Origin of the sequence: Bacillus sp. FSL R7-0166 (assembly GCF_038008935.1) — a bacterium.
Classification (GTDB): Bacteria; Bacillota; Bacilli; order Bacillales; family Bacillaceae; genus Bacillus; species Bacillus altitudinis.
The window spans coordinates 2,828,412-2,840,689 of sequence record NZ_JBBPAC010000001.1 but is presented as its reverse complement, the minus strand read 5'-3'; the positions used below and the strand labels follow the sequence as shown (position 1 = coordinate 2,840,689).

The window sequence follows — 12,278 nt, the reverse complement described above, 5'->3', positions numbered from 1 at the left end:
AATACGGTAATAATGTTGTAGGTTTGCTGAGTGACACTCACATGGGTCATTGCATACGCTGTGGGTAAATACACAAGTAAAGGGGCAGGTAGCATGGCACAACAAGGAAGTCCACAGCTTGTTTCATTAGTTGATCCATATGTTTATCAAACATTGCAGAAAGTAGTCGGTATGAGATTGATTGTTCAAACAGTGAAAGATACAGTACGTGGAAAGTTGAAGGAAGTGATGCCGGATCATATTGTGATTGAGGCGGGGGCAAAATCAGTGTTTTATGTGCGGATCCAGCAAATCGTGTCGGTGATGCCTGATCACAGTGAAAGAGTGTAACAAGCAGACGCACAGGTGTCTGCTTTTTTCAATGCTTACAGAATGTATATCTGGAAAAAGTGCATGATATACCAATTGTTCTTTTTTTTTCAAAAAATATGGTTCTAAAACAAGAAGCAGTTGACAGAAGGTGGGTTGAATAGTAGTTTTTTAATAAGGTCAATACGTAACAGGAGGAGCATCTTTGTTAAAATCTAAAGTTCATTTTTGGACATTCCAAATATTACTGGTTTTACTAATTGTGTACGTATCAACAAAAGTTTCGTTTTTATTTCAGCCGATCATTTTATTTGCTTCAACGTTGTTTGTTCCTATTTTACTGGCAGGTATTCTCTTTTTCATCTTTAATCCGATTGTTCGATTTTTGTCGAAGAAGATACCTAGGACGCTCGCCATTCTGATTATTTATCTTCTATTCATCGGGCTTATCACGTTTATTGTCAATGCTGCTGGACCTGTCATTGTCACGCAGGTGGGTGGACTTGTCAAAAGCTTCCCGGGGTATGTCACGGACATGCAGAAATTTATCAACGACTTCTCGCATTCTAAAACATTTACGTGGATGATGAACCAAGATTATGTGTCTGTTTCAAAGTTTGAACAGTCGATCGTTTCGACATTAAAAGATTTACCGGAAAATATTGCTTCAAGTATGTCGGCGGTGTTTGGCGTGATTGCGAATATTGCCCTCGCTGTCATTACCGTTCCATTCATTTTATTTTACATGCTAAAAGACGGGCATAAGTTTCCGGACAAGCTCGTTCAATTTTTGCCAATGCCTTACCGTAAGGAAGGATTGAAGATTTTTAAAGAATTAAACGATACGCTTGCTGCTTACATACAAGGGCAAATCGTTGTTTGTTTATTTGTCGGAGTTGCTTGTTTTATCGGATACTTATTAATTGGTGTGAAATATGCGCTCATTCTCGGCATCATTATTGCGGTGACAAACGTCATTCCATATCTTGGGCCATATCTTGGTGCGGCACCAGCTGTGCTCATTGCTTTTCTTGATTCGCCTGGAAAAGCGGTTGTGACTGTTATTGTCATTCTTGTTGTTCAGCAGGTCGATGGAAACGTCATTTCTCCATTGATCATTGGAAAACGTCTCAACACACATCCGTTAACAATTATCTTGCTATTAATTGGGGCAGGAAGTTTTGGCGGAATCCTTGGCATGATTTTTGCCGTCCCTGTCTATGCGCTGCTGAAAGCCATCACACTCAATATTGTCAGATTGGTTCAGCTGCGTCAGCGCTCTCGAAAAGAACAGCATTTAAACGTTTAGGGCAGATGCACAACTTTTCCCTTTTTGCATAACATAACTCACATAAGCGAATAGGGAGGAGAAGGAAGATGCCTGCGATTGTTGGACCCATCCATATTGAGTCTTTAGGCGGAAACGGCTCGGCTACTTTTGGTGACGTTCTCGCCATTGCCCCTTTGGCTGTAGATCACTCGACCGGTGGAGCGGGAGCTTTTAATTCAGGTGATTATATGTCCCTGACAAGCGATCCGAATGCCACCATGCTTTGGGACTTTACACTGTTTGGCCAGCCTCAATCATTTAATGCATAAAAGACAGCTGATCATATGACATATCAGCTGTCTTTTTTATGTTGGATAGACACGTATTGTTCCGCTGGGCATATGATGAGGGTAGTAAAGGTGGTGGAAAGATGCCAGCAATTGTTGGACCCATTCATATTGACCGTGTGATAGGAAACGGTTCTGCACATTTCGGCGATGTGTTTGCCATTTCGCCAAAAAGTGTGGATCATTCCGCTGGTGGTTCAGGTACCTATAATGCAGGAGACTTTGTTCAATTTTTCAACAATCCGAACGTCACATTTGTTTGGGATTCAAACCTGATCAGCCAGCAAAAGAGCTTTAACGCATAGCCAGCTTTGAAAGGGTCTCCTTTTCAGAAGCTGTCTTTTTTTATGGTACAATGGATAGAAGAAGGAAGAAGAAAAAGGGGGGTAAAACACATCAAATGAAAATAAGAAAAGCGCATCTGACAAGCGGGCAACCAACAACCTACAATGTATATTTACATGAAAATAAAAAAGAATATAAAACGCTTGTCGCTGTACCTGACATAGAATGGAGTATTTCTATTGCGTATGAAGACGAAAAAACGCAGCTTGAGCAAGCACTAGAACAATCTTTAAACAAAAGAGTAGAAATAGACGAAGCCCGTGAACTTGCACAAAAAATTGTGCACTGGGTCACAGAAATGTAAATTCAGAAACCAGGAGTGAACACAGCAATGAAAGAAGAATCCGTAGACTTTTATTTGCAGCAAGGGATATTTGGACATGCTGAAACAAAACCAGATGAACGAAGAATGTTTCTCGGCTCATTAAGAGAACGTGCTCTTCTCGCTCTGACAAAAGGGCAAGTATCGAGACATAAATCGTATCAAGAGGTAGAGCAAGTATTGAAGGCAAACCGAGAGGCCACTGTTCTTTTAAATGGTGAATTGTCATATGCTTCTTATTCTCCATATGTGAAAATGGCAAATGCCGCTGGTTGTTCTTTTAAAGTGGTCAACCATCACGAGTCACATTCACCTTTTGGGCTTGTGATAGAGGTGCCGCATGCGATCAATCAAGAGCACATCTATATAGAAGATGAGCTTTTTCAAAAAGCTTTTTCTCGTGAATCTGTTGAATAGGTTTCCCTAGTGAAATGAATAAGCTATAATGATTCAAAAGAGCATATGGGAGAGATGCGGATGGGCAAAGCATTGATTTGTATTGATTATACAGTTGATTTTGTTGCAGACGATGGAAAACTGACGTGCGGAAAGCCTGGACAGGCGATTGAGTCGAAGATCACAGAGATCACTTCTTCATTTATTGATGAAGGACACTTTGTTGTTTTTGCCGTCGATCATCATGAAGAGCAAGATCCATATCATCCAGAGACAAAGTTATTTCCGCCCCATAATATTCGCGGGACAGAAGGAATTGAACTTTACGGAAAACTAAGTTCACTATTTCACACGTCAACACATTTAAATCATGTCTATTATATGGAAAAAACAAGATACTCTGCTTTTGCAGGCACTCAATTAGAAATGAAACTGCGCGAGCGTGGCATCACTGAACTTCACCTAGCCGGAGTGTGTACCGATATTTGTGTACTTCATACAGCTGTTGATGCGTACAATAAAGGCTTTGAACTTGTGATTCATGAGAATGCCGTAGCGAGTTTTAATGAAGCGGGGCACGAGTGGGCACTTTCTCACTTTGAGCATACGCTTGGTGCGAAAGTGGTTAAGTAAGGGAAGGAGAATGGAAGTTGGAGCATCGGTTTATTGACGACAGTTTATCACTACATACAGATCTTTATCAAATTAACATGGCAGAAACGTATTGGAGAGACGGCATTCATGAGAAGAAGGCAGTCTTCGAACTCTTCTTTAGAAAGCTTCCATTTGACAACGGCTTCGCTGTATTTGCTGGTTTAGAGAAAGCGATTGAATATTTATCGGACTTCTCCTTCACCGAGAGCGACCTTGCATATTTAAAAGATGAACTCGGTTATAAAAGCGATTTCATTGAATACTTAAGCGGATTGTCTTTTACAGGGACACTTCATTCAATGCGAGAAGGAGAAATTGTCTTTGCGAATGAACCTATTATGCGCATCGAGGCAACACTTGTTGAAGCGCAGCTAATTGAAACGGCACTGCTCAACATCGTGAACTTCCAGACGCTAATTGCAACAAAGGCGGCTCGTATTAAAGGAATCATTGAAGATGAGACAGCATTAGAATTCGGAACAAGACGTGCGCATGAAATGGATGCAGCCATGTGGGGAGCAAGAGCAGCACTGATCGGCGGATTTCAGGCAACAAGTAATGTCCGTGCAGGGAAACGCTTCAATATTCCCGTATCAGGCACACATGCCCATGCCCTTGTACAAGCATATCGTGACGAATATACTGCATTTAGAAAATATGCCGAAACACATACAGACTGTGTCTTTTTAGTGGATACATATGATACGGTCAGATCAGGCATTCCAAATGCGATTAAGGTAGCGAAAGAATTCGGTGATAAAATCAACTTTATTGGGGTCAGACTTGATAGCGGAGACCTTGCCTACTTGTCTAAAAAGGCGAGAACGATGCTGGATGAAGCTGGATTCCATGACGCCAAAGTCATTGCATCAAGCGATCTTGATGAACACACCATTATGAACTTAAAAGCACAAGGTGCAAAAATTGATGTATGGGGTGTTGGAACGAAACTGATTACCGCGTTCGATCAGCCAGCTCTTGGTGCTGTATATAAGCTTGTATCGATTGAAGAAAACGGTCAGATGAATGACACGATCAAAATTTCTTCTAATCCAGAGAAAGTGACAACACCAGGCCGTAAACGAGTGTATCGCATTATCAATCAATTGAATCATCACTCTGAGGGAGACTACATTGCCCTTGAAGAAGAAGATGTTCAAAGTGAAGATAAGCTGAAAATGTTCCATCCAGTTCATACATTTATCAGCAAATTTGTGACAAATTTTGTGGCAAAGGACCTTCATGTCCCAATTTTTGAACAAGGGAAGCTGGTGTATGATAATCCAGATATCCAAACGATTCAAGCATATGTGCAGGACAGTCTCGGACTCTTCTGGGAGGAATACAAACGAATCAGCAAACCAGAAGAATACCCAGTCGATTTGAGTCAAAAATGCTGGGATAATAAGATGCAGTTTATCCATGATGTGAAAAATAAAATCAAAAAAGAGCTTTATGAAAGCTGATTACCCCGGGAAAGGAGATCATCAAGCCAGATGGTCTCTTTTTTTTCATGTTGGACGATTCAAAATGAACCTTATGGGCAATCATTTGGTATACTGAAAGCACATCTTGTTTGTCATTGCATAAAGGAGGAATGGAGCAGTTGAGGGTGTTTGTTGCAAGGCAGCCTATTTTTAACAGAAAAGAACAAGTCGTATCATACGAGCTGCTTTATAGAGATAGTGAAACAAATACATATAGCGCTGAAGATGGTGATCAAGCGACAACCGACCTCATTATCAATAGTTTTTTAAACATTGGCATCGAAACACTGACAGAAGGAAAACGATGCTACATCAATTTCACCGAAAGCTTGCTTTCGTCTGATCTGCTCACTTATTTTGATCCACATCAGCTTGTGATCGAAATATTAGAAAATGTACCGATTACTCCGGCACTTATTATGAGATGTAAGCAATTAAAAAAGTGGGGATACACGATTGCGCTCGATGATTTCTTTCTGAGTGGAACACATTTTCATGACAAGTTACTCGATGAACTCCTCTATTGCATTGATATTTTAAAAATTGATTTTCTGAAAACAACATGTGAAGAACGAAGAGACATTTTACATACATATAAAAAGTATCGACTTCGATTCCTTGCTGAAAAGGTAGAAACGCGAAAAGAATATGAAGAAGCGTTAGAAGCTGGCTTCCATTTGTTTCAAGGATATTTCTTTAGTGAGCCGCACGTCATTTCGGGACGAGCCTTATCGACTAGCTTCCACGCATACCATCAGCTATTGAATGAGCTGAGCAAGGAGCAGCCGAATATTCAGACCGTGACGCACTTTATAGAAAGTGATCTTTCCCTTTCATATCAATTATTAAAAATGCTGAATTCTGGCGGCATGAGACGTCTTTATCAAATCAAGAGTATTCGTCAGGCGATTATCCTGCTTGGGTTTAATGAAATACGGCGATGGATCTTTATCCTCTCATTTAAAGAACTGAATGTCCAAGCCAACTCAAGCCAAAAGGAAATCATCAAAATGTCGTTCATTCGTGCCAAAACGTGTGAACTCATTGCTAGTCGGACTGAACGAGAGCATCCCGCTTCTTATATGCTAACAGGTATGTTTTCACTCATTGATACGCTTGTCAGGGCGGACATTACTGAACTTGTGAAAGAACTGCCTCTTTCGGATGAAGTAGGTGAGGCACTGCTTGGCTATGAAAATGACTATTTCCTTGTGTTAGACGTTGCCAAACGTATTGAACGAAATGAATGGTATGATGAGATGTTAGGTGGAAGTCTCCCTAAGCAGGAAGCCTACGGCTGTTATATAGAAGCCATTGAATGGTGTCATAAAATGTTTGAATCTTAAGAAAAGCCGCTCCCACTAGAGCGGCTTCTTTCTTTGTTATCCCCACTGTAAAAGTAGAAAAAGCCTGCTGGAAGAAAGGGATAAGTAGATACGGATGCCTTCTGGACTAAAGCGGATATCGATATTGCTTTTCACCCCAATCTGCTTCAGCATTCGAATCACACTTGCGGTGTCAGCACGTTCAGCAGCTTCCATGATTCGCTGTCCAAACGAAAGCGAACCGGAAATCTGCTGTGTAATGAGGGATGCATCAGCCACGAGACGGGTTGATTCCTTTGCAGCCTTTTGAAACGCATGAGCATCTACTGGAGGAAAAGTCATAGGTGTTCGCGGGTATGCGTTCCCCATTGCGGGAACCTGCAAAGGCGGATAAGGAACATAGTAAAACACATGGTCACCTCTTCTCTCATTGAAGTGAATTTGGACGGATATCTGTTCTAAATGTATGAAGAAAATCCGAATAAAGAATCAAAATGATCTTTCTACCTTTGCATATTCATCATAAAAATAGGTACTTTTGCGGTCAATTTCGGTGAATGTCGCCAAAAAATTGCGGTGTCTACAGTAGAGCCTGTCGTCTGACCTATAACATGAAAAACCGAGGAAACAGAGGGGATCGTATGTTCTTTATCGTGAGAATTGTGACGAATGATGCCTGTTCATGTCGCAAAAATGACGTATTTCCTTTGAAATTGAGATAAAAGTATCATTTGAAAAGACTGAAAATGATGAAAAAAGACCTATTGAATTTTGCGGTATCACGCACACATTTTGTGCATACTTTTCGGTGAAAAAATACTCAATAGCATTTACACTGTTAGTAACAGATCAAATACTTATGACCCAATCAACATACACAAATACATTGATCTTCCAAAAAAGGAGAGTGGAATCGATGGAAAAGTATGAAATCGAAGAACTTAAACAACTATTATGGAAACTTGAAAACGAAATTAGAGAAACAACGGCTTCTCTTCATAACATTAACAAAAGCATTGATCAATACGACAAATATGAATATGTGAAAATTTCTTAAAGACTTGATAACCATCAAGTCTTTTTTTTATCCAAATACATACAAAAAAAGGATATATTATTATATAATTGTTAAATAGTGATGTCAGTGGACATTTGCTTATTTCTTTTTAGTAAAATAAGAGGCGAGAGGGTGAGGATCAAGATCGAGTATGCTAAACTATCTAGAGAATACAAAAATCAAGCAGAAAATGTCTGATTTTATTCAACATGCAGTCAGGCAAAATGATTTACAAAAGCTGCTTCTCGAATTTACAGATATAAAGAATGAATTTCCTTTTGGGCAATTGGCTTACCAACATTATGAGGCATTTGGCGGACAAGACAAGCAAGCGATTACAAAACTGGCAGCAGGGATTGAACTTCTCATCTTATCTGCCGATATATTAGATGATATTGAAGATCAGGATAATGATTCGTATCCTTGGATGAAATGTCAGAGCGGAATTGCGATTAATGCGGCGAATGTTCTCTTTGCATTGAGTTTTGATGTGTTTTCAAAGCTTGATCATGGAGCGAAGCTTTTAACCAATGTATATTCTTATTCCATTCAGTCAATGCAAGGGCAGCATATAGATATGACACTGGAGCCAGAGAATGAGCAGGATTGTTTAAATATCATGAAGTTAAAAGCAGGGTCACTGTTTGTGTTACCTTGTGTGTTAGGTGTTGTTTTGGCAACAGGTTCTTTTGAAAAGAAGGTAGAAGAATATGCTTATTACCTAGGAATGGCGGAACAGCTTGAAAATGACTATCTAGGTCTTTTTAATAAAGATAATGTTGACTTTAAAAGAATGCAAACATTACCGCTAGTTTACTTGAAAAATGAGTTTAATCCATCTAGTTCAGACTTGCTCAGTTATTTTCAATCAAAGGATAAGAGTGCCGGCTCTGAAGAATTAAAGGATAAATTAAAAAAATCTGGTGCTCAACAATATGTATTTATTATGAGAAACCTTCTCAGAAATAAGTTTAAAGAAGCATTCAAGAAACTACATTTAGAGGCTTCAAAAAAGAAAAAACTGATACTTTTTTTAAATGGAGATGGAGAAGATGAAAATTCAGGAATTGGTTAGTTATTTAGTGGAGAATCCTTCAACATTAAATCAAATTGCTAATGGGAACGCATCATTGCTTCACGTTGATCAAGAAACTGCAAGTATTATTGTTGACGGATTCCAGAAAGAAGACGTTATTAAAGCAATCATATGGGCAACTGCTTGAGTAGATAAATATTATGAGAAAGTTTTACTCTAAGTTAACAGTTATATTAGTTATCCTTAGCTTCATCTATGTGATTTACATCTCTTATATCAACGTATTTAATATTTTTGTTGGAGCAGCTGTTAAGGAAAATAGTCAAGGTCAACTTGAGGTAGTGGATGTCGATAATTTTACAGATAGCTATCTAGCTGGAGTTAGGAAAGGCGATATCATACTTGAAGTGAATGGGAATAAAAAACCAGTTGAAGAAGTTAAAAGAGGTTTTTTAGCTAATGTTAAAAGTTTAGTCGTTGATAGACATGGTGATAAAATTGATTTAGAGAATGTAAGGTTATTGAGTCAAGCGAATCTGTTTATTTATCTAATACCAGTCATTCTTTATTCCATCTGTCTATTTTGTATATTTATGATTTTAAAAATGAATAAAGCAAACCAAAAAGAGTCAGCTTATATTTTAGCTTTATTTCTTTTGGCGGTGTCTATAGGTTATGTAAGTTCTGGTGGTTCTGGAAAAGGAGAGGCTATCAGTCGTATTCTTGTAATCGTTACAATGAATATTGTACCTCCACTATATATGCACTTTATGTATCAATATTTAAAAGAATTAGGAACAGAAATTATTCGTCGTCGAGTTCTTTTTTATTTGTATCTAGTTCCAGTGACTAACGTTTTATTAGTTTTATTCTATAAAAATAAAGCAGGACCAGTAGATCTATTAGCATATGTCAATTTACTTTCATTTTTTGTTCTGGCTTTCCTTTCGATTATTATCACTATAAGGGCTGCTAAAAAATTGAAAGACAATGAAGTCAGCAATGTACTTCGAGCATTTGCACTCATTTTAATCTCAGCATTCAGTCCATTCATGCTATTTTTTATCATTCCTTATTTTTTTGGTATATATTTTATTTCACCGTATGTTGTTGCATCGTTTGTTCTTTTAATTCCTTTTTTCTTAGTCTATCAATTTATGTCAAATAAGCTATATAATGTTGATTTCTTTATGGGAAGGATTAAATACTACGGTTTTTTAGCAATTACACCAACAATACTTGTGGTTGTTCTTTTTGATTTTATTCAAAAGCCAAATGCAAATTTCTATACAGTGAAATTTACGATTATCACGTACATTCTTATGCTTACCGTCTTCTACTTTAAAGAAATTATCGATTTCCGTTTTCGATTGAAGCGTTTTTCAGAGAAGCATAATTATCAGGATAGTGTATTTAAATTTACACAGCTTATTCGTGAGGCGTCATCACTTCATCAAGTATTGTATCATTTAAAATACACCATCTTAGAAGTACTTGTTGTGAACAAAGCCTTTGTGCTTGAAGTGAAGGCAGATGGACAAATTGTTGAAATTGATGAATCAATAGAAGAAAGCCAGCTATGGAAAGAGTATGTGGATCAATTTCAAGATATTTTAGGTGAAGTTGGTAAAATCATCGGGCTTGATAAAGGGTTTATGATGAAAATTGGTGAGCGGGGCGGTCACTCGTTTGTGATTTGCTGTTTATCTAATTTACGGACACCTAAGCTGACCCGCGATGAAATTTCATGGCTGAAAACATTGGCATTTTACACAAGTGTCAGTTTAGAAAATGTCGTCAAGATTGAAGAATTGATGGAGCATCTTGAGGATTTGAAACAGCGGGAAGCCAATCCCGCCTGGCTGAAGAAAGTCATGTTTGCCATGGAAGAAAAGCAGCGCTCAGATTTAGCGAGGGATCTTCATGATTCTGTGCTGCAGGATTTGATTTCACTGAAGAGACAGTCCGAGATGTTCTTAACCAATTTCCAAAACAACCAATGCCCAACATCTATTGAAAATTCGCTGATCTCTTGGAATGAACAAATGTCTAAGGTGATTCAAACCACGAGAGAAACATGTCATGAACTTCGGCCGCAGCTCCTCTATGACTTGGGGTTAGTGAAGGCAATTTCGAAGCTGACTTCGCAAATTCAAGAGGAAGCGCCATTTCATATTAGGCTGAATACAACCCGCTTTGATAAAGAACTGGACATTGATATTGACTCACAGCTGAATATTTACCGGATTGTGCAGGAGCTGTTATCCAATGCGTTGAAGCATTCTAAGGCCAGCCAAGTCTTAGTGATGCTCATTTGTATTAAAGATCAAGTTGTTCTCCATTATGAGGACGATGGAGTCGGATTTGATGCAAGCCAGCTTGATCAGCACACGATGAGCATGGGTCTTTCTGGCATAAGGGAACGAGTCAAAGCTCTAAATGGAAAGCTTCAAATTCACACAGCACCTGAAAAAGGGCTCAAGGTGAAAATTGAAATGGAATTGTAACGATTTCTTAAGGAATAAGACTTGGCATCTGCCAAGTCTTTTATATAAAATGGAAGTGAGTGATTTAAAGGGAGGAAGACATGAAGAAGATATTGGTCATTGATGATCATCCGGCTGTCATGGAAGGGACAAAAAGCATATTAGAATCAGATCAGCAGCTATCAGTCGATTGTTTAAGTCCTGATGCAGAAGGCGCCTTTTTAAAGACGCATGACTTTTCCATCTATGATGTGATCTTGATGGATTTAAATCTCGGGGATATCAATGGAATGGACATTGCCAAACAAATTCTAGAAACGAATCAACAAGTGAAAATTATCATTTATACAGGATATGAAGTAGATGATTATTTCGAAGAGGCCATTCGAGCTGGATTGCATGGTGCAATAAGTAAAACAGAGACAAAAGACAAAATCATTGAATACATACACCGCACATTGCAAGGAGAAGTTGTCATTCAGCTATCCTATTTAAAGAAATTAATTTCACAGCAGCAAGAAAAGCCAGAACAGGCGCAGCAGACGGATCATGAGCTGTTAACAGAGCGTGAATGCTTAATCTTAAGAGAAGTGGAAAAAGGGTACACAAACCAAGAGATCGCCGATGTGCTTCATTTGAGCAAACGCTCGATTGAATACAGTTTGACCTCCATCTTTAATAAGCTGAATGTTGGATCTCGAACAGAAGCGGTGTTAATTGCAAAATCGGAAAGTGTCCTGTAAACGTGTGAAGGGAGAGGGCCTTGATGGATGTGAGTGGTTCAAATACACTGCTTGAGGCACTGGGGATTGAGATTGTGGAATGCAATACGTCACGATGCGTGGCGACAATGCCAGTCGATCACCGAACAAAACAGCCATTTGGATTACTGCACGGAGGAGCATCAGCTGCTCTAGCAGAAACAGTGGCAAGCATGGGTGCTGCTGCTCATTTGGATTTAACGAAGCAGGTTTGTTCAGGTATTGAAATCAATGCCAATCATTTAAAATCTGTACGTGATGGAGTGGTGACAGCTACAGCTGTTCCTGTACATGTAGGACGGCGTACAATGGTATTCCAAATCGATATAAAAGATGATCGAGACCGTCATATCTGTACGTCAAGATGTACACTCGCTGTCATTGATCGCATATAAAAAAGCTCCCGGTGCAGCGGAAGCTTTTTTTAATACCCTTTTATGAACATGCGGGTAAAGTGAACAAGACCTGAATGTCAGGTTCTTC

At 38.9% G+C, this 12,278-nt stretch carries 16 protein-coding genes; 15 read left to right on the top strand and 1 reads right to left on the bottom strand.

Annotated features, from left to right (window positions below):
• Positions 1–93 precede the first annotated feature (93 nt).
• From NST01_RS14785 to NST01_RS14745, 9 genes are all read left to right on the top strand, one after another.
• The gene (locus NST01_RS14785) at positions 94–330 is read left to right on the top strand and encodes a YuzF family protein (protein ID WP_003213721.1); all 237 of its coding nucleotides are present in this window, start codon (positions 94–96) and stop codon (positions 328–330) included.
• A gap of 184 nt (positions 331–514) precedes the next feature.
• A complete protein-coding gene (locus NST01_RS14780; RefSeq protein WP_050826566.1) occupies positions 515–1,618 on the top strand; it encodes an AI-2E family transporter in 1,104 nt (367 codons plus the stop codon).
• A gap of 68 nt (positions 1,619–1,686) precedes the next feature.
• Positions 1,687–1,908 (top strand): spore germination protein, encoded by a 222-nt coding sequence (locus NST01_RS14775; RefSeq protein WP_008345880.1) that lies wholly within the window; start codon positions 1,687–1,689, stop codon positions 1,906–1,908.
• Between the two features lie 101 nt (positions 1,909–2,009).
• On the top strand, positions 2,010–2,231 hold the full coding sequence (locus tag NST01_RS14770; RefSeq protein ID WP_008345878.1) for a spore germination protein: 222 nt from the start codon (positions 2,010–2,012) through the stop codon (positions 2,229–2,231).
• Between the two features lie 95 nt (positions 2,232–2,326).
• On the top strand, positions 2,327–2,575 hold the full coding sequence (locus NST01_RS14765) for a YueH family protein (protein WP_024719734.1): 249 nt from the start codon (positions 2,327–2,329) through the stop codon (positions 2,573–2,575).
• A gap of 27 nt (positions 2,576–2,602) precedes the next feature.
• Positions 2,603–3,010 (top strand): YueI family protein, encoded by a 408-nt coding sequence (locus tag NST01_RS14760; RefSeq protein ID WP_007500468.1) that lies wholly within the window; start codon positions 2,603–2,605, stop codon positions 3,008–3,010.
• A gap of 60 nt (positions 3,011–3,070) precedes the next feature.
• On the top strand, positions 3,071–3,622 hold the full coding sequence (locus tag NST01_RS14755; protein ID WP_008345872.1) for a cysteine hydrolase family protein: 552 nt from the start codon (positions 3,071–3,073) through the stop codon (positions 3,620–3,622).
• A 17-nt stretch (positions 3,623–3,639) separates the two neighbouring features.
• Positions 3,640–5,109: a nicotinate phosphoribosyltransferase gene (locus NST01_RS14750; RefSeq protein ID WP_007500472.1), complete on the top strand. Its 1,470-nt coding sequence runs from the start codon at positions 3,640–3,642 to the stop codon at positions 5,107–5,109.
• A gap of 140 nt (positions 5,110–5,249) precedes the next feature.
• Positions 5,250–6,476 carry an EAL and HDOD domain-containing protein gene (locus NST01_RS14745; RefSeq protein WP_008345870.1) on the top strand — a complete coding sequence of 409 codons (1,227 nt, stop codon included), beginning with the start codon at positions 5,250–5,252 and terminating at the stop codon, positions 6,474–6,476.
• A 36-nt stretch (positions 6,477–6,512) separates the two neighbouring features.
• Here NST01_RS14745 and NST01_RS14740 read toward each other — a convergent pair whose 3' ends face one another.
• Entirely contained in the window at positions 6,513–6,866 is a 354-nt protein-coding gene (locus tag NST01_RS14740) for a hypothetical protein (protein ID WP_019744042.1), read from the bottom strand.
• A 505-nt stretch (positions 6,867–7,371) separates the two neighbouring features.
• On the opposite strand from NST01_RS14740, the gene degQ reads away from it, so the two are divergent.
• From degQ to NST01_RS14710, 6 genes are all read left to right on the top strand, one after another.
• Positions 7,372–7,512 carry a degradation enzyme regulation protein DegQ gene (gene degQ / locus NST01_RS14735; RefSeq protein WP_003213123.1) on the top strand — a complete coding sequence of 47 codons (141 nt, stop codon included), beginning with the start codon at positions 7,372–7,374 and terminating at the stop codon, positions 7,510–7,512.
• A gap of 151 nt (positions 7,513–7,663) precedes the next feature.
• Positions 7,664–8,587, top strand: a complete 924-nt coding sequence (locus NST01_RS14730) for a polyprenyl synthetase family protein (RefSeq protein WP_341042048.1) — start codon at positions 7,664–7,666, stop codon at positions 8,585–8,587.
• Complete coding sequence (gene comX, locus NST01_RS14725) at positions 8,565–8,735, top strand: competence pheromone ComX (protein ID WP_017358941.1); 171 nt, start codon at positions 8,565–8,567, stop codon at positions 8,733–8,735. The genes NST01_RS14730 and comX overlap by 23 nt, the downstream gene beginning before the upstream one ends.
• Before the next feature lie 13 nt (positions 8,736–8,748).
• The gene (locus NST01_RS14720) at positions 8,749–11,055 is read left to right on the top strand and encodes a sensor histidine kinase (RefSeq protein WP_017367961.1); all 2,307 of its coding nucleotides are present in this window, start codon (positions 8,749–8,751) and stop codon (positions 11,053–11,055) included.
• A gap of 80 nt (positions 11,056–11,135) precedes the next feature.
• Complete coding sequence (locus NST01_RS14715; protein ID WP_007500477.1) at positions 11,136–11,777, top strand: response regulator transcription factor; 642 nt, start codon at positions 11,136–11,138, stop codon at positions 11,775–11,777.
• Positions 11,778–11,800: 23 nt separating this feature from the next.
• Entirely contained in the window at positions 11,801–12,190 is a 390-nt protein-coding gene (locus tag NST01_RS14710; RefSeq protein WP_017358943.1) for a hotdog fold thioesterase, read from the top strand.
• The last annotated feature ends 88 nt before the right edge of the window (positions 12,191–12,278 follow it).

Excerpts from the sequence above, each read along its gene's own strand:
- NST01_RS14785 (WP_003213721.1), top strand. The coding sequence starts at position 94 with ATGGCACAACAAGGAAGTCCACAGCTTGTTTCATTAGTTGATCCATAT.
- NST01_RS14775 (WP_008345880.1), top strand. The coding sequence starts at position 1,687 with ATGCCTGCGATTGTTGGACCCATCCATATTGAGTCTTTAGGCGGAAAC.
- NST01_RS14770 (WP_008345878.1), top strand. The coding sequence starts at position 2,010 with ATGCCAGCAATTGTTGGACCCATTCATATTGACCGTGTGATAGGAAAC.
- NST01_RS14765 (WP_024719734.1), top strand. The coding sequence starts at position 2,327 with ATGAAAATAAGAAAAGCGCATCTGACAAGCGGGCAACCAACAACCTAC.
- NST01_RS14760 (WP_007500468.1), top strand. The coding sequence starts at position 2,603 with ATGAAAGAAGAATCCGTAGACTTTTATTTGCAGCAAGGGATATTTGGA.
- NST01_RS14755 (WP_008345872.1), top strand. The coding sequence starts at position 3,071 with ATGGGCAAAGCATTGATTTGTATTGATTATACAGTTGATTTTGTTGCA.
- degQ (WP_003213123.1), top strand. The coding sequence starts at position 7,372 with ATGGAAAAGTATGAAATCGAAGAACTTAAACAACTATTATGGAAACTT.
- NST01_RS14730 (WP_341042048.1), top strand. The coding sequence starts at position 7,664 with ATGCTAAACTATCTAGAGAATACAAAAATCAAGCAGAAAATGTCTGAT.
- comX (WP_017358941.1), top strand. The coding sequence starts at position 8,565 with ATGAAAATTCAGGAATTGGTTAGTTATTTAGTGGAGAATCCTTCAACA.
- NST01_RS14720 (WP_017367961.1), top strand. The coding sequence starts at position 8,749 with ATGAGAAAGTTTTACTCTAAGTTAACAGTTATATTAGTTATCCTTAGC.
- NST01_RS14715 (WP_007500477.1), top strand. The coding sequence starts at position 11,136 with ATGAAGAAGATATTGGTCATTGATGATCATCCGGCTGTCATGGAAGGG.
- NST01_RS14710 (WP_017358943.1), top strand. The coding sequence starts at position 11,801 with ATGGATGTGAGTGGTTCAAATACACTGCTTGAGGCACTGGGGATTGAG.